A 17,882-nucleotide genomic window follows, 5' to 3' on the forward strand; every position below is an offset into this window, starting at 1 on the left:
CAGTTGCAACAGCTAAAAAATAAATGATGGAAAATAATAAAATATCCGGCGCCGAAGCCGTTATTAGATGCTTATTAGAAGAAGGAGTAAATTTAGTTTATGGTTATCCTGGAGGTGCCATAATGCCTGTTTATGACGAATTATATAAATTTAAAGATCAATTACACCACGTTTTAGTGCGTCATGAACAAGGCGCAACGCATGCTGCGCAAGGATTTGCAAGAGCAACAGGAAAAGTGGGAGTCGCGATTGCAACTTCGGGTCCGGGAGCAACAAATTTAGTGACAGGAATTGCTGATGCGCAGATTGATTCCACTCCTATGGTATGCATCACAGGACAAGTAGGAAAACATTTGCTAGGCTCCGATGCCTTTCAAGAAACAGATATTATTGGAATTTCGACTCCGGTAACCAAATGGAATTACCAAATTACTGAAGCTTCAGAAATTCCTGAAATCATGGCTAAAGCTTTTTATATTGCTAGGTCAGGCCGTCCAGGTCCCGTATTAATTGACATTACAAAAAATGCTCAGTTTGACAAAATTGAATTTAGCTATAAAAAATGTACCAGTATTAGAAGTTACAATCCCAAGCCAGTTTTAAACCTTAAAAAAGTTCAGGAAGCGGCACAAATAATCAATACAGCTAAAAAACCGTTTATCATATTTGGACAAGGAATTATTCTTAGCCAAGCGGAAACAGAGTTAAGAGCTTTAGTAGAAAAATCAGGAATTCCGGCTGCTTGGACTATTTTAGGACTTTCGGCTTTACCAACAGATCATCCATTGAATGTAGGAATGGTAGGCATGCATGGTAATTACGGACCTAATGTTTTAACGAATGAATGTGATGTTTTAATTGCGCTTGGAATGCGTTTTGACGACCGGGTTACTGGAAATTTAGCTACTTATGCAAAACAAGCCAAAGTTATTCATCTAGAAATTGACCCTTCTGAGATCGACAAGAATGTGAAAACTACTGTGGCAGTTTTGGCAGACTTAAAAGAGTCGTTAACAGCTTTGCTTCCTTTAATCGAAAGCAACTCTCATGAATCTTGGCACAATGAGTTCAAAGAGAAATATGAAATTGAATTGGAAGCCGTAATTAATGATGAGTTAAAACCAAAGAAAGAAGGCATTTCTATGGGAGAAACGATTGAAATGATCAACAAACATTCTAAAGGAGATGCGATTATGGTTTCGGATGTTGGACAACACCAAATGTTTGCGTGTCGTTATGCCAAATTTAATTCGACTAAAAGTAATGTGACCTCTGGCGGTTTAGGAACTATGGGATTTGCATTGCCTGCTGCGATTGGTGCCAAAATGGGAATGCCAGATCGTGAAGTTGTGGCTATCATTGGTGATGGAGGTTTTCAAATGACCATTCAGGAATTAGGAACTATTTTTCAAACCAAAGTTCCTGTAAAAATTGTAGTGCTAAACAATGAATTTTTAGGAATGGTACGACAATGGCAACAATTGTTTTTTGACAAAAGATATGCTTCAACGGAGATGACCAATCCTAATTTTATAGCCATTGCCGAAGGCTATTACATCAAAGCAAAAAAAGTAACCAAAAGAGACGATTTAGATGCTGCCGTTGCTGAAATGATGGCTTCAAAAGAATCCTATTTTCTTGAAGTTATGGTAGAGAAAGAAAATAACGTATTCCCAATGATTCCTACAGGAGCATCGGTTTCTGATATCCGATTAAGTTAATATTATGGAAAATAAAACATTTACTATTTCTGTTTATTCAGAAAACAACGTTGGCTTATTAAACAGAATATCTGGAATATTCTTGAAACGCCATATTAATATTTTGAGTTTAAATGTATCCGAATCTGAAATTGAAAATGTTTCCAGATTTATCATTGTAGTTAATACAACTGAAAAATGGGTGCAAAATATAGTTGGACAAATCGAAAAACAAATAGAAGTTATCAAAGCCTTTTATCATATTGACGAAGAAACTATTTTCTTAGAAAATGCATTATTCAAAATTCAGTCGAGCTTACTCTTTGATGAAAAACAAATTCAGAATATAATTAAAGAAAGCCATGCTGAAATCGTTACGGTTGCAAGAGACTTTTTTGTGATTTCAAAATCAGGACAACGTGCTGAAATAGAATCATTATACGAAAAATTAAAACCTTTTGGAATCATGCAATTTGTTCGCTCTGGAAGAATATCGGTCTCCAAAGCAAAAATGGAGATTTCAACCTTATTAGAAGAGCTTAAACAGGAATCTGTTTAATTTTCAATAAGTAACCCTATCAATTATTAAATTTTACAATCATTAAATAATAAAAAATGGCAAATTATTTCAATTCATTACCACTTAGATTACAATTAGAACAATTAGGCGTATGCGAATTCATGGATCAATCTGAATTTGTAGACGGAATTAAAGCTTTAGCAGGAAAAAAAGTAGTCATTGTAGGGTGTGGAGCACAAGGTTTGAACCAAGGTTTGAATATGAGAGATTCTGGTTTAGATATTTCTTATGCATTGCGCGCAGATGCAATTTTAGAACAAAGAGCTTCGTTTAAAAATGCTTCTGATAATGGATTCAAAGTGGGAACGTATGAAGAATTAATTCCAACGGCTGATTTGGTATGTAACCTTACGCCAGATAAGCAACATACTGCTGTAGTTACAGCGATTATGCCTTTGATGAAAAACGGATCAACTTTGGCTTATTCTCACGGTTTTAATATTGTAGAGGAAGGAATGCAAATTCGTAAAGACATCACTGTAATTATGTGTGCACCAAAATGTCCAGGATCTGAGGTACGTGAAGAGTATAAAAGAGGTTTTGGTGTGCCAACTTTAATCGCCGTTCACCCAGAAAACAATCCAAACGGAGCAGGTTTCGAACAAGCAAAAGCGTATGCAGTTGCTACTGGGGGTCACAAAGCTGGAGTGTTGAACTCTTCATTTGTAGCCGAAGTAAAATCGGATTTAATGGGAGAACAAACCATTCTTTGTGGGATGTTACAAACAGGTTCCATTTTATGTTTCGACAAAATGGTTGAAAAAGGAATCGAGCCGGCGTATGCTTCTAAATTAATTCAATACGGTTGGGAAACAGTAACGGAAGCTTTGAAACACGGTGGGATTACAAACATGATGGATCGTTTGTCAAATCCTGCAAAAATTGAAGCGTATGAATTAGCAGATGAATTAAAAGAGATCATGCGTCCGTTGTTTCAAAAACACATGGATGATATTATTTCTGGTGAATTTTCAAGAAATATGATGATTGACTGGGCTAATGATGATATTAATTTATTGACTTGGAGGGCTGCAACTGCAGAAACTAAATTCGAGAAAACTGCGCCAACAGCAGCACATATTTCAGAGCAAGAGTATTTTGATAATGGTGTTTTGATGATTGCTATGGTAAAAGCGGGCGTAGAATTGGCTTTTGAAACAATGACTCAAACAGGAATTATTGAAGAATCAGCGTATTACGAATCGTTACATGAATTGCCATTGATTGCAAATACGGTAGCCCGAAAAAAATTATATGAAATGAACAGAATCATTTCGGATACTGCGGAATATGGTTGTTATTTATTTGACCATGCATGTAAGCCGTTATTAACTGAATTCATGAAAACTGTAAATACGAATGTGATAGGTAAACCTTTCTCAACTTCAAACGGAGTAGATAATGCGGTTCTTATTGCCGTAAATAAAAGCATTCGTCAACATCCCATTGAAGAAGTAGGGGAATGGTTGAGAGAATCAATGACAGCTATGAAAAAAATAGGATAATAAAACCGTAATTACCACACAAGGGTGGGTTGGGATTAGCACTATATCATTTGATTTTATAATATTTTGAATTAGTTAAAATTTATTAAAAAGGAGAAATGCATATAATTGCTTATACATTCACTTAACTTTATACAAGCTTAAAGTTGAGTGAGGTAATCCCTAAGAAGCAGAAAAGGAATAATAGATCCTTTTTTAATAAATCATGTTTAAAAAATTTAGTAATTATACCGTGATTGAACTAAATAGTTTTGGTTGATTATTGTTCAAAAAATCATAGTTTGTAGGACTAAAATAATTGTAGTTAAATTTTGTTGGTACCAAAGGCGAGAAGGATAGCAATCTTTTTGCCTTTTTTTATTCCGCATTTTTGTCAAAAACCACAAATACAAAACAAATTAGCACTAAAAAGGCATTTTCATTTGAGAATCTATTTTTTTTAGGAGTATTAATAATTTAAATAACTTTAAGAATAGCGCGAGATTTAATACTTTTATAAAAAATTATAACATGAGCTACTACAAAATTGAAAATTTAGAACAATATTTTAAACATTACAATAAATCAGTTCGTGAACCTAGAAAATTTTGGGGTAAAATAGCAGAAGAAAATTTCACTTGGTACCAACAATGGGATAAAGTTGTTGAGTTTAACATGGCTGATGCCGATATAAAATGGTTTACTGAAGCAAAAGTAAATATTGTAAAAAACTGTGTCGATAGACATCTTGCTAAAAGAGGCGAAAAGACAGCAATTATTTTTGAACCGAATAATCCTTCAGAAGCAGCATTGCATATTACTTATAATGAGTTACACCAGCGGGTATGTAAAATGGCAAATGTATTGCGTGAGCAAGGCATAAAAAAAGGAGATCGAGTTTGTATTTATTTGCCCATGATTCCGGAACTGGCAGTCTCAGTATTAGCTTGTGCCAGGATTGGAGCGATACATTCAGTTGTTTTTGCTGGGTTTTCATCTACGGCTGTAGCCACACGTATTAATGACAGTGAATGTAAAATGGTTATTACCTCAGATGGAGGTTACCGTGGTAGCAAAACTATTGATTTAAAAGAAATTGTAGATGAAGCATTAGAAAAATGTACTTGTGTTGAAAAAGTTTTAGTGGCTAAAAGAATTCACTCTGATATTAAGATGAAAGAAGGGCGTGACCAATGGTTGCAACCCCTCTTAGATCAAGCATCAGATAATAATGTTGCAGAAATAATGGATGCTGAAGACCCATTGTTTATTCTATATACTTCTGGTTCAACTGGTAAGCCAAAAGGAATGGTACACACTACAGCAGGATATATGGTGTACACAGCCTATACCTTCAAGAATGTATTTAATTATGAAGAAAACGATGTTTTTTGGTGTACTGCCGATATAGGCTGGATTACAGGACATTCTTATATTCTTTATGGACCATTATTGAACGGTGCAACAACAGTAATTTTTGAAGGAGTTCCTTCGTATCCTGATTTTAGTCGTTTTTGGGAAGTAATCGAAAAACACAAAGTAACACAGTTTTATACGGCGCCAACAGCCATACGCGCTTTGGCAAAAGAGAATATTGAATTTGTACAAAAATATCCACTGAAATCACTTAAAGTAATTGGATCCGTTGGTGAACCTATCAATGAAGAAGCGTGGCATTGGTACAATGATCACGTGGGAGATAAAAGATGTCCTGTCGTAGACACTTGGTGGCAAACAGAAACGGGTGGTATTATGATTTCGCCTTTGGCATTTGTAACACCAACAAAACCAACGTATGCTACGTTGCCATTACCTGGAATCCAACCCGTATTAATGGACGACAAGCGAAATGAAATAGAAGGAAATCAAGTCGTTGGAAGTTTATGTATTAAATTTCCCTGGCCAGGTATTGCCAGAACCATTTGGGGCGATCATCAACGCTATAAAGACACTTATTTCTCTGCTTTTCCAGGTAAATTTTTTACAGGTGATGGAGCTTTGCGTGACGAAGTAGGCTATTATAGAATAACTGGTAGAGTAGATGATGTGGTAATTGTTTCAGGCCATAACCTAGGAACGGCCCCCATTGAGGATGCCATAAATGAACATCCAGCAGTTGCAGAATCAGCGATTGTAGGTTTTCCGCATGATATCAAAGGAAATGCCTTGTATGGCTTTGTTATTCTAAAAGAGACAGGCGAAACCCGAAATAAAGAAAATTTAGCTAAAGAAATTAATCAGCATATATCAGATCATATTGGTCCCATTGCAAAATTGAATAAAATTCAGTTTGTTTCCGGTTTGCCCAAAACACGTTCCGGTAAAATCATGCGTAGGATTCTTCGAAAAATTGCGGAAGGAGATTATTCTAATTTTGGAGATATTTCAACACTATTAAATCCTGAAATTGTAGAAGAAATAAAAGAAGGGAAATTGTAAATCAAACCTTTGGTGATTTTGTTTCATTTTTTAAAAAATGAAACAAAATCATATATGAATCAACTTCCAAAGCTAAAAATATAAATAATAGACACGTTTTTTTATTAATATAATTGTAATAATGCTAAACAAATCCATAAATTTACTTCAACATGAAAAATAAAGAAGTAATAATTATTGGTGGTGGTTTGGCAGGATTGACATCGGCTATACATTTATCTAAATTAGGTCTTGAAGTCACAGTAATAGAAAAGAATAGCTATCCGAAACATAAAGTTTGTGGCGAATACATCTCTAATGAAGTACTGCCATATCTCAATTGGTTGGGTTTAAATATTAATGAATTACAACCTACTAATATAACTAAACTTGAATTTTCTACAGTAAAAGGAAAAATAATAAAAAGCGCTTTGCCTCTGGGAGGTTTTGGAATTAGCCGTTATACATTAGACCACTACTTGTACAATAACGCGTTATCCTATGGTTGCACAATACTTCAAAAAAGTGTTGGAGATGTTAGTTTTAAGGATAATGAATTTACAATAACTACAGAAGACAATACGATTTTAAAATCAGAAATAGTTATTGGTGCATTTGGAAAACGTTCTACTATTGACCAAAAATTAAATAGGGATTTCATTCAAAAAAAATCATATTGGTTGGCTGTTAAGGCGCATTATTCGGGAGATTTCCCAAATGACAGTGTTGGTCTTCATAATTTTAAAGGAGGATATTGCGGTGTTTCTAAAGTCGAAAACGACATGATTAACATTTGTTATTTAACAGATTATGAGACTTTTAAGCAGTTTAAAAATATTGATGAATATCAAAAAAGTGTAGTTTCTGAAAACCCTCATTTAAGAGTAATTTTCGAAAAAAGTAGCTTGCTTTTTGAAAAACCTTTGACCATCAGTCAAATTTCCTTTGAAAAAAAACAAGCTGTTGAAAATCATATTTTAATGATTGGCGATACAGCGGGATTAATTCATCCGCTTTGCGGAAATGGAATGGCTATGGCTATCCATAGTGCTAAAATTGTTTCGGAATTAGTAGTTAAATACTATACGGATAAAATTAAATCCCGAGATGAATTAGAAAAGCAATACATTCTCGAGTGGAATTTTAATTTCAAAGCAAGACTTAAAATGGGACGACTTTTATCCAATATTTTGCAAAAGCAAAAACTTTCAGCAGCATTACTGCATTTATTAATTATATTTCCGTTTTTAATGCCTCATATTATTAAAAAAACGCATGGAAATCCCCTAATTCTTAACTCTTAAATGGCCCTAAATACCACATATCGAACAGATAGACCAGAAATAATGGATGATTTTTCCATGGAAGGGGAAATCTTACGTGATGCATTAGACAAAATTGCTAGAATAAATCAGCTTTTAGGAGGAAACCAACTAACTTTACATGGGGTTCAAGAATTGTTACCGTCTTTATCTGAAACTAAAGAAATTGTAATCGTTGATGTGGGTTGTGGTAATGGTGATATGTTGCGAACCTTAGCTGAATATGGAATAAAAAAAAATCTAAAATTTAAATTAATAGGTATAGACGCAAATAATTTTACAGTTTCTCATGCGCAAAAATTATCTGATAATTATTCCAATATTAATTATCAATGTCAGGATATTTTTGATGAATCATTTAAGGAATTAAAGTATGATATTCTTTTATGTACCTTGACGTTACATCATTTTAAAGAAGATGAAATTAGTAAGTTACTAGGTGTTTTTTATACTAATGCAGCAATTGGAATTATCATAAACGATTTACACAGAAGCGCAGTAGCCTATCGTTTATTTCAGGTATTGTGCATTGTATTTCAATTAAATGAGATGTCTCGAGAAGATGGTTTAACTTCCATTTTAAGAGGATTTAAAAAAGAAGAATTAGTTCAATTCTCCAAAAAATTAAACTTTAATAACTATAAAATTCATTGGAAATGGGCTTTTCGTTACCAATGGATAATTTCTAAAATATGAGTGTAAAAATTAAAACCGTAACCAAACAGTTACCCAAATATTCTAGAAACACTGATGAAATTATTCCTTTTTTGGATGCTTGGCTCATCGGCCAAGACGAACGCTTCATTAGAAAAGTAAAGAAAATATTCGAAGGAGCAGCAGTTGATAAGCGGTATTCTATTATGGATCCAATTGAAGTATTTACAAAAACTTCATTTGAAGAAAGAAACGATATTTATGTTCGCGAAGTGATCGATTTAGGTGAAAAAGTTTTAGAAAAAGCGTTAAAAAAAGCCAATTGGAATCCTGAAGATTTAGATTACATCATAACGGTAAGTTGTACTGGGATTATGATTCCTTCCTTAGACGCTTATTTGATTAACAAACTCAAATTGCGTCAGGATATTGTTCGTCTTCCAGTAACTGAAATGGGGTGTGCTGCTGGAATCTCAGGAATTATTTATGCTAAAAATTTCCTCCAGGCAAATCCAGGAAAACGAGCAGCAGTAATTGCTGTTGAAAGCCCTACTGCAACATTTCAATTAGATGATTTTTCCATGTCAAATATTGTAAGTGCGGCAATTTTTGGGGATGGTGCGGCTTGTGTTTTACTAACTTCCCATGAAAACGACGAAGGACCGGAAATTTTATCGGAAGAAATGTACCATTTTTACGACAACATTCACATGATGGGCTTTAAATTGACGAATTCTGGTTTACAAATGGTACTTGATATAGAAGTTCCAGAAACGATTGCTTCTCATTTTCCGGATATTATTCATCCTTTTTTGAAAAAAAATAATTTAAAAATGGAAGATATTGATCATTTAATTTTTCATCCAGGAGGAAAAAAAATTGTGCAAACGGTTGAAGCATTGTTTTCGGGTTTAGGGAAGAATATTGATGATACGAAAGAAGTTTTACGTTTGTACGGCAATATGTCCAGTGCAACGGTTTTATATGTTTTAGAACGTATTATGGACAGTAATCCCAAAAAAGGAGACAAAGGATTAATGTTGAGTTTTGGTCCTGGGTTTTCAGCACAGCGAGTTCTCTTACAGTTTTAAATAAGTTAAAAACTGTTTTCACCGATTTTGTGAAATCTCATTATTGTAGTGGTAATAATTTGCTAAATCTACTTTCAAAAAAAATGACTAACCGAGAGATTATATCTAAATTACCGTATTCAAAGCCGTTTCTATTTGTGGACGAAATAGTCCAAATCAATGAAAATGAAGTGGAAGGGACTTACACTTTTGATGAAAACCTTGATTTTTATAAAGGGCATTTTAAAGAAAATCCAATTACTCCTGGAGTAATTTTAACGGAAGTTATGGCGCAAATTGGTTTAGTCTGTTTAGGGATTTTTTTATTAGACAATTTATTTAACACAACTACTTCAATTGCTTTAACATCAACTGAAATAGAATTTTTAAAACCTGTTTTTCCAAATGAAAAAGTAACTGTGATTTCTGAAAAAATATACTTCCGGTTTGGAAAATTAAAATGTAAAGTAAAAATGAAAAATGAAAAAGGTGAACAGGTTTGTACAGGAATAATCGCAGGAATGGTAATTTCTAAATAAATGAAAAAACGTGTGGTAATTACTGGTCTTGGTGTAGTTGCTCCAAATGGAGTAGGACTTGATGCGTTTACACATGCAATCAAAAATGGAATTTCGGGAATAAAGCATGATCCCGAATTAGAACGGTTACAATTCTCTTGCCAGATAGCAGGAAAACCGGAAGTTTCTACTGAGCTAGCATTAAAATATTTTTCAGAATTAGAGTTGCGCAATTTCAATTCAACTGGAATTTTATATGGTGTAATTGCTGGAATGGATGCCTGGAAAGATGCAGGATTGTCGTTAAATAGTAATGAAGATCCGGATTGGGACAGCGGTACTATTTTTGGCACTGGAACCTCTGGAATTGAAAAATTTCGCGAAAGTATCTATAAAATAGATGATTTTCAAACTCGTAGATTAGGAAGTACAGCAGTTGCTCAAACCATGAATAGCGGCGTAAGTGCTTATTTAGGTGGTAAATTGGGTTTAGGAAATCAGGTTTCAACAAATTCGTCGGCATGTACTACAGGAACGGAGAGTATTTTGATGGCTTTTGAAAGGATAAAATCAGGTCAGGCGAAACGTATATTGGCCGGAAGTACCAGTGATTCGGGTCCGTACATTTGGGGTGGATTTGATGCTATGAAAGTTTGCACGTTTAAGCATAATGATTCACCGGAACAAGGGTCAAGACCTATGAGTTCAAGCGCATCAGGATTTGTTCCGGGAAGTGGGGCAGGAGCTTTGGTTTTGGAAGATTTAGAAAGTGCAATGAAGCGTGGGACTACAATTTATGCCGAAGTTTTGGGAGGAAATGTAAATTCCGGCGGACAACGCGGGCTGGGTACTATGACAGCTCCCAATCCAATTGCAGTACAAAAATGCATCCAAAATGCATTGATCAATGCAGGAATCTCTGCTAATGAAATTGATGCAATCAACGGGCATTTGACAGCCACATCAAAAGATAGTTTGGAGGTGCATAATTGGAGCGAAGCATTGCAAAGAAGGGGAATTAATTTTCCATATATTAACTCTTTAAAATCAATGATTGGACATTGTTTATCTGCTGCGGGAAGTATCGAAAGTGTGGCCTCCGTATTGCAGTTGCATCAGGGATTTATATTTCCAAATATCAATTGTGACGATTTACATCCTGAAATTGTTGCCCTCATTGATGGATCTAGAATTCCACAACAACTCATTAATAAAGATTTAAATATAATTGCTAAAGCCAGTTTTGGTTTTGGGGATGTGAATGGTTGTGTACTTTTTAAAAAATATAAAGTTTAAAAAAATTAAAATTTAAAGATTAAAATATGAACAAACAGGAAAGTATTCAAGAGTTAAAAAACATTGTAAAACCATACGTCTTAAATCAAGAAGCCTTTGATACATTGACAGAAGAAACCGATTTTATTACTGATTTGAAAATTAATTCGGCCAATTTAGTTGACGTTATTTTAGATATTGAAGAGAAATATAACATTGTTATTGACAATGAATCAATGGAGCGAATGATAAATGTAAAATCTGCGATGGAAATTATTGAAACTAAATTATCAGAAAAATAGTAATCTCAAATTGCTATTTTTTACAAGAATTAGTATGGATAGACACCTTTTAATTTTTATTAATTTATTTAATTGATTATAGTCAATTACTAATTACCGATTAGTCTAAAATCCAACACCCTAAAAATGATAGGTAATGATATAATTGATTTGGCTTTGGCTAAAAAAGAAAGTAACTGGAGACGCAAAGGATATTTAGATAAAATATTTACTCCCACGGAACAATGGCTTATTTTGGGCTCCTCAAAACCTGATACTATGGTTTGGAACTTATGGTCGAGAAAGGAAGCTGCTTACAAGATTTACAATAGAGAAACAGGAATCAGAGGGTATTTTCCATTGCAATTAGAATGTTTTTATGAAAGCCAAACTATAGGAAGTGTTTCTATACAAGGAAAAACATATTTTACTAAAACTAAAATTTCAAATACTAAAATACACACAATAGCAGTGGCAAATCCGGTGTATTTTGATGAAATAACGACATTGAATACAAGAGTTAAAATCAGTAAAATAAATGGAATTCCTTTTATACTAGATCAAACTACTAAAAAAATAAAACCGGTATCAATAAGCCATCATGGAAAATTGTGGGTTGGAATAACGTTATTAGATCAAAATTTTAGATATAATAATTTACTTAATCCCCAGTCTTGATTTTAATTTCAAAAATAACAAAGCAGTTTTATAAGCATCTTCCGCAGCAGAATTACGTTCACTCTTGTTTATATTGTAAATAGTACACAATTCGTCCAAAGAAAACTGCTTCTCATTAATATCATTCAGTTTGCGATGCATAACATCTACATCTAAAGCCTCATTTTTTAATCTTCCACAATCTAACCTATCTAAGGCTGCGTTGATCATTTCAACATCAAAATCAATGTGATGGCCTACTAAAATAGAGTTCCCGATAAATTCGATTAATGATTTTATAGCATCAGGTTCTCCTAATTTCTTCATCTTACTTTCTACCAAAAATTCATTTGAAAGTCCGTTATCATGAAAAAATTTATATTGTAATAAAACGGCTTCGAAGCTATCCCCAATAATAATGCTGTCATCAATTACTGCAAAAGAACCAACTGACAATATTACATCCTTGATAGGATTTAATCCTGAGGTTTCTGTAGACAGTACAACAAAACGAGTTGATTTTTTATCAAATTTAGAAAGATATGTCTTCCAAAATTCAGGATACTCTTTGTTAATGTGTTTTAGCCAGTCTAACATAATTATGAAAATTGAGTAAGTTGAAATTTACTTTTAATTAATTCTTCCAATTCTCTCATAGGGGATAATGCATTTTTTAATTTCTCTTTATCAATTTTAGACAATTCTTCTAAATTTATAAATTGCCCTGTATTATCATTTTTCAAACCTTCTAAAGTTCTAAATTTTGATAATGTTATAAAGGCTTCCGCACAATTCAGATAGATTTCGGTATGTTTAGGATCTACTATCGCTAACTGCTTAAAGCGTTGGCTGGTATTATTGATTCCTCTAATATCAAAATTTAATGTAAATAAACGTGCACCATCAATTAATGGCATCAATGCACGAGTTTTAATATCAAATTTATCTTTATTTGGGCCTTCTTCCTCAACATTGAATTTTTTGAAAAAACTTAGTGGAGAATTTTTTCTCAAAGCATCGTTTCCTAAAAAGTCAAAGAATAAAGTATTGTTTTTGGCATTTTTGAAAACTACATTTCCTATAGCATCTTCAATTTTTTGTTCACCAAAAGTAATTTCGTAATCAAAGAAAATACTACTCAAATCATTACTATTTTCTCCGGGAGTGTTCATCCAACTGTCGTATTGTTTTGTCCAGTCTGTCAGTGATTTACACCAAAGCATGTTGCTTCCCATATGTCCGTTTGGGCATAGTTCGTACCCAATTTTTTCGAGTGTCAATGTGGTTCTTTTTCCAAGTTTAAGAAAATAATCTTTTACTTCCCGATATTTATCAGCAGACACATCTTCAAAAATTAAAATACTGTCTTGATCTGTCAGTAACAATTGTTCTTTTCTACCCTGACTACCTATGCTCAACCATGCAAATCGGGCTGGAGGAGAGCCTAATTCTAAAATTGATAATTCGACCGAACGTTTAATAATAGCTAAGTTGATTTCACTGGCAATATTAAAAACGTGTGAAAGGGGTATGTTTTTAGAAATTGATGTCTGTATCAAATCAGTCAGACGATCCCGAATTTGTTTTAACTCTTTTGGTGCTTGACACCGTTTAATTTCTTTAATTAAAACTCCTGGATTACTTGCTTGAGCAACAATTAAATCGTGTTCAGATATAATTCCTTTGACCATTGATTTATCAGTACCATCTTGTGTAACACACAAATGAGTTACATTATACTTTAACATTAATAATTGAGCTTCAGCTAAGGAAACATTTTCTAAAACTGTAATCACTGGAGATGACATTATTTTATCTACTGTAACTGAAACCGGAAAACGGCCTGTGGCAATTTTAGAACGCATGTCTGTATCAGTAATAATTCCTAAAGGGAAATTATTATCACATATCACAATGTTGTTCTTTAAGGCTTCTGTCATTAATTGTGCTACATCTTTTACAATAGCATTAGTTGTTGCTATTAAAGGAGTGTTATTATACGATAATGATTGAAAATACTGCATTTCCGATTGTTGATCTGAATAAAATACATTATCAGATATCAATTTGCCTATTGAATTTTCTTTATCCTTTGGGTTTCGGGTGTTTACTGCAAAACTTTCTAACAAGAAATTTAATACATCCGAATTATTGGCTACAAAAGGTCGAAAAGTAGCTATTGGAATAGCGTAAACAACACTTTCTTCTCTAGCTTTAGCCGTCATCATATAATTATTTTTGGCAAAAAAGGGACGCAAGCCAAAAATATCTCCCTCGTTACACTTGTTTAACAACGTTTCCTCAGCATCTGCTATAACAGATAAATTGATGACTCCGGAAGCTACTACATAAAAACTATCGTGTAAAAGATCATTTATTTGAAATAATGTTTTGTGCTTTTCTAGGTTTACAACACGAATACTTGTCGCTATTTCAGATAATTCATGAAATGTCAAGTGATTAAAGGGTGGATATTCTTTTAAAAAATCAGCAATGTATTCCGCAATTGTATTCATAATTAGTGTGTAAAAAATCTATATGTTGTAAAAATAACAAATTTTAAAATTATAACACAGTCATTATTGAGGCAAAATAATTAATTTATAGATTACTTAATCTTTTCATAAATAAATCAATAATGTTATTAAGTTATAGGAAGTTATTTTACTTTTATATTTAAAACTAAACATATTAAATCATGAAATTATTTAGAAAAATACTTTTTCCGTTTATTGCATTATTGATTGTGAATTTTATTAATGCTCAAGAAAAACCGACTACAAGTAAAGAAGTTGCTACAGGCAAAATTAATGGTGCAACAATTACTATTAATTATGACAGTCCTGCAGTTAAAGGAAGAGAAATTTGGGGAAAATTAGTTCCCTTTAATGAAGTTTGGCGTGCAGGTGCAAATGAAGCAACTACATTTGAAACGGACAAAGATCTTTTAATTGAGGGGTCAAAGTTGCCAGCGGGTAAATATTCCTTTTTTGTTGTTCCTAAAGAAAAAGAAAGTGTTATTATTTTCAATAAAGAAGCTAAACAATGGGGTGCTTATAAATATAAAGTAAAAGAAGATCAAATTAGAGTTGTTGTGAAACAACAAGTTGCAAAGACAATAGCTGAAAAATTAATTTATAATATAAATACAAATAATATTGTGTTAAGCTGGGAAAAATGGAACATCCCATTTTCTATTAAATAAAAAGGAATCATATTTACTGTTTAGCATCACCACTTGGTGATGTTTTTTTTTGAATAATAAAGAAACCTTTTTAATATTAAATAAATTCTATTTTACATAATATAAATTATAGTGCAAATTTATACATTATAAATCGTCTTGTTAAATTAATTAATACAAACTATAATTTCTTTAAATCAGATAAGATTAAATGTGTTGTAGGTTCACCATATACTAGTAGTCGATCTATAAATTGTTGCAAATGCAATTGATCAATTAAAACAACTTTCATAAAAATATTATGTGTTCCCGTAATTCTATAGATTTCATAAATTTCAGGAAATTCATCTAAATGATCACTAAACACTATAAGTTTTCCACTAAACAATTTGAACATGATAAATACTTCTAAACCAAAACCAAGTTTTCTGTTATCAAGTTGAAGATTATATCCTTTAATAACTTCTGTATCTTCTAATTTTTGGACGCGTTCTCTTACTGATGATGGTGAAAGCCCTATATTTTTTCCAATTTCAACAAATGAAATTCGGGAATTAACTTTAAGATTTTCAATAATTTTTAAATCTATAGTATCTACCATTTATAAAGTTTTATAATGGCTAATTTACATTTTTATTATGGAATAATAGCCCTAAATCAATTGATTAAATTTTAATTTATTTACCACTTGATTTAATTTTGTCGGATGGATATGATGTTATTATTGCTTACTATTGGAATTTTCATTGGCTTTTTTGTTCAAACTATTACCGGTTTTGCAGGTGCTCTGATTGCTTTACCTTTTTTACTATTAGTTATGCCATTATCAGAAGCTATTGCTTATCTATCAATATTTTATTTTATATCAACTCCAATTTATGTTTATAAAGAATGGAAATATATCGATAAACCACTTCTTAAAAAAATAGCATTGTCGTCATTTATTGGTCTTATTGCAGGAATAGTAGTTTTAAGTTATGGAAAACCGATGATTCTAAAAAAAGCCTTGGGTATATTTATTATTTTGTTTGTACTAAACAGTTTAAGAACTAAAAAAGAAATACAATTATTCTCCAAAATGAAATTTATATTAGGTTTTTTAGGAGGATTTTTTTCTGGTGTTTTTTCAACTGGAGGTCCTTTATATGTTGTTCTTGTGAATAACGAAACCTCAGATGTAAAGACATTACGAGCTACAATGTTTGGAATTTTGGGTTTAGTAACTATAATGAGAATTCCCGTATTAGCATTTGAAGGTATTTTAACTTTGAATCAATTGTACAACGCTCTTTATGTTCTGCCTTTTTTTATATTAGCACTCGTATTGGGTAAAAAAGTGTATCTCAAATTAAATGATGTTCTTTTAAAGAAAATTATGTTGGGGCTGCTTTTTATGTCAGGAATCATGTTATTGCTAAAAAATTAGCAGTAAATTAAATTACCTTTGCAAAAAATTAAAAAATTCCAATTTTCATGATTGATACCGAGATGACAAGAACAAAATACATCAAATTAATTCTAATTTTAGGTTCATTAACGGCACTGGGACCATTTTCAATTGATATGTATTTACCTGGTTTTGCTGGAATTGCTAAAGACCTAAACACAACAGTAGCGAATGTTTCCATGACATTATCGAGTTATTTCATTGGAATTTCAGCGGGACAATTGCTTTACGGACCTTTATTAGATCGTTTTGGTCGAAAAAAACCACTTTTTATAGGATTATTAGTGTATATATTAGCTTCATTGGGCTGTGTTTTTGTTACGGATATTGATACTTTTATCGGACTGCGATTTATTCAGGCTGTTGGGAGTTGCGCTGCAACTGTCGCTTCGGTATCTATGGTTCGCGATCTTTTTCCAGTAAAAGATATTCCTAAAGTATTCTCTTTATTAATGCTAGTTGTGGGGCTTTCGCCAATGTTAGCACCTACAGTTGGAGGTTATGTTACTGAAGATTATGGTTGGCATACCGTTTTTTTTATATTGATGTGCATGGGAATTGTTATTCTTGTTGCCGCTCAAATTATTTTGCCTAATACATTTAAACCAGACACTTCAATCTCCTTAAAACCGAAGCCAATTATTACAAATTTTATAAGTATTGTAAAAGAACCTCAGTTTTACACCTATGCTTTTACAGGGGCGGTGGCTTTTTCAGGATTATTTACTTACGTAGCGGCTTCTCCAATTTTATTTATGGATGTTTTCAAAGTAGATCCCAAAACATACGGTTGGATATTTGCCTTTATGTCTTTAAGTTTTATAGGAGCGAGTCAACTAAATTCGTTGTTACTACGGAAATTTACAAGTGAGCAAATGATTTTGGGTGCTTTGATAACGCAGTCAATAATCAGTGTTTTATTTTTAGTATTAGCTATGAATACTCTTTTAGGCTTGTATGAAACTATCACGATGTTATTTTTATTCCTAGCATGTTTAGGGATTTCTAATCCAAATACGGCGGGACTTACCCTTGCTCCTTTCTCTAGAAACGCAGGAAGTGCATCGGCTTTAATGGGCGCAATTCAACTAGGATTGGGTGCTTTGGCTTCTTTTGCAGTGGGTATTTTTGTAAAAGACTCTATGTTACCAATGGTACTAATTATGGCTGTTTCAACCATTCTGGCTTTAACGATTTTAGTTATTGGAAAACGAAATATAAAAAAAACTATTACTTCTCCTGATAAGGAAATTGTAATAGTTCATTAATATCTAATTAAAAGAGGACGACTT

The 17,882-nt window shown here is 32.7% G+C and carries 17 protein-coding genes; 14 read left to right on the forward strand and 3 right to left on the reverse strand.

What is annotated here, in order from left to right:
* The first annotated feature begins 26 nt into the window (after nucleotides 1-26).
* The 11 genes from ilvB to AC0608_RS08270 all read left to right on the forward strand — a co-directional run bounded on the left by ilvB (nucleotide 27) and on the right by AC0608_RS08270 (nucleotide 11,980).
* The gene (gene ilvB / locus AC0608_RS08220; RefSeq protein ID WP_417960003.1) at nucleotides 27-1,721 is read left to right on the forward strand and encodes a biosynthetic-type acetolactate synthase large subunit; all 1,695 of its coding nucleotides are present in this window, start codon (nucleotides 27-29) and stop codon (nucleotides 1,719-1,721) included.
* Nucleotides 1,722-1,725: 4 nt separating this feature from the next.
* On the forward strand, nucleotides 1,726-2,259 hold the full coding sequence (ilvN, locus tag AC0608_RS08225; RefSeq protein WP_417960004.1) for an acetolactate synthase small subunit: 534 nt from the start codon (nucleotides 1,726-1,728) through the stop codon (nucleotides 2,257-2,259).
* A gap of 56 nt (nucleotides 2,260-2,315) precedes the next feature.
* On the forward strand, nucleotides 2,316-3,785 hold the full coding sequence (ilvC, locus tag AC0608_RS08230) for a ketol-acid reductoisomerase (RefSeq protein ID WP_478288737.1): 1,470 nt from the start codon (nucleotides 2,316-2,318) through the stop codon (nucleotides 3,783-3,785).
* A gap of 510 nt (nucleotides 3,786-4,295) precedes the next feature.
* Nucleotides 4,296-6,203 carry an acetate--CoA ligase gene (gene acs / locus AC0608_RS08235; protein WP_478288738.1) on the forward strand — a complete coding sequence of 636 codons (1,908 nt, stop codon included), beginning with the start codon at nucleotides 4,296-4,298 and terminating at the stop codon, nucleotides 6,201-6,203.
* Nucleotides 6,204-6,355: 152 nt separating this feature from the next.
* The gene (locus AC0608_RS08240; RefSeq protein ID WP_478288739.1) at nucleotides 6,356-7,486 is read left to right on the forward strand and encodes an NAD(P)/FAD-dependent oxidoreductase; all 1,131 of its coding nucleotides are present in this window, start codon (nucleotides 6,356-6,358) and stop codon (nucleotides 7,484-7,486) included.
* Nucleotides 7,487-8,200 (forward strand): methyltransferase domain-containing protein, encoded by a 714-nt coding sequence (locus AC0608_RS08245; protein WP_478288740.1) that lies wholly within the window; start codon nucleotides 7,487-7,489, stop codon nucleotides 8,198-8,200. It begins immediately after the preceding gene.
* On the forward strand, nucleotides 8,197-9,249 hold the full coding sequence (locus tag AC0608_RS08250; RefSeq protein ID WP_417960009.1) for a type III polyketide synthase: 1,053 nt from the start codon (nucleotides 8,197-8,199) through the stop codon (nucleotides 9,247-9,249). The genes AC0608_RS08245 and AC0608_RS08250 overlap by 4 nt, the downstream gene beginning before the upstream one ends.
* A gap of 83 nt (nucleotides 9,250-9,332) precedes the next feature.
* A complete protein-coding gene (locus tag AC0608_RS08255; RefSeq protein ID WP_478288741.1) occupies nucleotides 9,333-9,767 on the forward strand; it encodes a 3-hydroxyacyl-ACP dehydratase FabZ family protein in 435 nt (144 codons plus the stop codon).
* Nucleotides 9,768-11,042: a beta-ketoacyl-[acyl-carrier-protein] synthase family protein gene (locus AC0608_RS08260; protein ID WP_478288742.1), complete on the forward strand. Its 1,275-nt coding sequence runs from the start codon at nucleotides 9,768-9,770 to the stop codon at nucleotides 11,040-11,042.
* 26 nt (nucleotides 11,043-11,068) lie between these two features.
* The gene (locus tag AC0608_RS08265) at nucleotides 11,069-11,323 is read left to right on the forward strand and encodes an acyl carrier protein (RefSeq protein WP_417960012.1); all 255 of its coding nucleotides are present in this window, start codon (nucleotides 11,069-11,071) and stop codon (nucleotides 11,321-11,323) included.
* 126 nt (nucleotides 11,324-11,449) lie between these two features.
* The gene (locus AC0608_RS08270) at nucleotides 11,450-11,980 is read left to right on the forward strand and encodes a 4'-phosphopantetheinyl transferase family protein (RefSeq protein ID WP_417960013.1); all 531 of its coding nucleotides are present in this window, start codon (nucleotides 11,450-11,452) and stop codon (nucleotides 11,978-11,980) included.
* On the opposite strand, the gene AC0608_RS08275 is transcribed toward AC0608_RS08270, so the two are convergent.
* Both AC0608_RS08275 and AC0608_RS08280 read right to left on the reverse strand, forming a co-directional pair.
* The gene (locus tag AC0608_RS08275) at nucleotides 11,960-12,556 is read right to left on the reverse strand and encodes a 3'-5' exonuclease (RefSeq protein WP_478288743.1); all 597 of its coding nucleotides are present in this window, start codon (nucleotides 12,554-12,556) and stop codon (nucleotides 11,960-11,962) included. The two genes, AC0608_RS08270 and AC0608_RS08275, sit on opposite strands and share 21 nt — an antisense overlap.
* A 2-nt stretch (nucleotides 12,557-12,558) precedes the next feature.
* Complete coding sequence (locus AC0608_RS08280) at nucleotides 12,559-14,475, reverse strand: DUF294 nucleotidyltransferase-like domain-containing protein (protein WP_478288744.1); 1,917 nt, start codon at nucleotides 14,473-14,475, stop codon at nucleotides 12,559-12,561.
* Nucleotides 14,476-14,657: 182 nt separating this feature from the next.
* Here AC0608_RS08280 and AC0608_RS08285 point away from each other — a divergent pair, with 182 nt between their 5' ends.
* Nucleotides 14,658-15,164, forward strand: coding sequence for a DUF2911 domain-containing protein (locus AC0608_RS08285; RefSeq protein ID WP_478288745.1), 507 nt, complete (start codon nucleotides 14,658-14,660; stop codon nucleotides 15,162-15,164).
* 160 nt (nucleotides 15,165-15,324) lie between these two features.
* On the opposite strand, the gene AC0608_RS08290 is transcribed toward AC0608_RS08285, so the two are convergent.
* Complete coding sequence (locus AC0608_RS08290) at nucleotides 15,325-15,744, reverse strand: Lrp/AsnC family transcriptional regulator (protein WP_417960017.1); 420 nt, start codon at nucleotides 15,742-15,744, stop codon at nucleotides 15,325-15,327.
* 105 nt (nucleotides 15,745-15,849) lie between these two features.
* Here AC0608_RS08290 and AC0608_RS08295 point away from each other — a divergent pair, with 105 nt between their 5' ends.
* Nucleotides 15,850-16,569: a sulfite exporter TauE/SafE family protein gene (locus AC0608_RS08295; protein WP_417960018.1), complete on the forward strand. Its 720-nt coding sequence runs from the start codon at nucleotides 15,850-15,852 to the stop codon at nucleotides 16,567-16,569.
* 62 nt (nucleotides 16,570-16,631) lie between these two features.
* The gene (locus AC0608_RS08300; RefSeq protein WP_478288888.1) at nucleotides 16,632-17,858 is read left to right on the forward strand and encodes a multidrug effflux MFS transporter; all 1,227 of its coding nucleotides are present in this window, start codon (nucleotides 16,632-16,634) and stop codon (nucleotides 17,856-17,858) included.
* The last annotated feature ends 24 nt before the right edge of the window (nucleotides 17,859-17,882 follow it).

Source organism: Flavobacterium sp. GNP008, assembly GCF_056428965.1.

Coding starts and splice junctions, on each gene's coding strand:
- AC0608_RS08275 (WP_478288743.1), bottom strand. CDS start 12,556: ATGTTAGACTGGCTAAAACACATTAACAAAGAGTATCCTGAATTTTGG.
- acs (WP_478288738.1), top strand. CDS start 4,296: ATGAGCTACTACAAAATTGAAAATTTAGAACAATATTTTAAACATTAC.
- AC0608_RS08295 (WP_417960018.1), top strand. CDS start 15,850: ATGGATATGATGTTATTATTGCTTACTATTGGAATTTTCATTGGCTTT.
- AC0608_RS08250 (WP_417960009.1), top strand. CDS start 8,197: ATGAGTGTAAAAATTAAAACCGTAACCAAACAGTTACCCAAATATTCT.
- AC0608_RS08285 (WP_478288745.1), top strand. CDS start 14,658: ATGAAATTATTTAGAAAAATACTTTTTCCGTTTATTGCATTATTGATT.
- ilvC (WP_478288737.1), top strand. CDS start 2,316: ATGGCAAATTATTTCAATTCATTACCACTTAGATTACAATTAGAACAA.
- AC0608_RS08270 (WP_417960013.1), top strand. CDS start 11,450: ATGATAGGTAATGATATAATTGATTTGGCTTTGGCTAAAAAAGAAAGT.
- AC0608_RS08260 (WP_478288742.1), top strand. CDS start 9,768: ATGAAAAAACGTGTGGTAATTACTGGTCTTGGTGTAGTTGCTCCAAAT.
- ilvN (WP_417960004.1), top strand. CDS start 1,726: ATGGAAAATAAAACATTTACTATTTCTGTTTATTCAGAAAACAACGTT.
- AC0608_RS08280 (WP_478288744.1), bottom strand. CDS start 14,475: ATGAATACAATTGCGGAATACATTGCTGATTTTTTAAAAGAATATCCA.
- AC0608_RS08245 (WP_478288740.1), top strand. CDS start 7,487: ATGGCCCTAAATACCACATATCGAACAGATAGACCAGAAATAATGGAT.
- AC0608_RS08255 (WP_478288741.1), top strand. CDS start 9,333: ATGACTAACCGAGAGATTATATCTAAATTACCGTATTCAAAGCCGTTT.
- ilvB (WP_417960003.1), top strand. CDS start 27: ATGGAAAATAATAAAATATCCGGCGCCGAAGCCGTTATTAGATGCTTA.
- AC0608_RS08240 (WP_478288739.1), top strand. CDS start 6,356: ATGAAAAATAAAGAAGTAATAATTATTGGTGGTGGTTTGGCAGGATTG.
- AC0608_RS08290 (WP_417960017.1), bottom strand. CDS start 15,744: ATGGTAGATACTATAGATTTAAAAATTATTGAAAATCTTAAAGTTAAT.
- AC0608_RS08265 (WP_417960012.1), top strand. CDS start 11,069: ATGAACAAACAGGAAAGTATTCAAGAGTTAAAAAACATTGTAAAACCA.
- AC0608_RS08300 (WP_478288888.1), top strand. CDS start 16,632: ATGACAAGAACAAAATACATCAAATTAATTCTAATTTTAGGTTCATTA.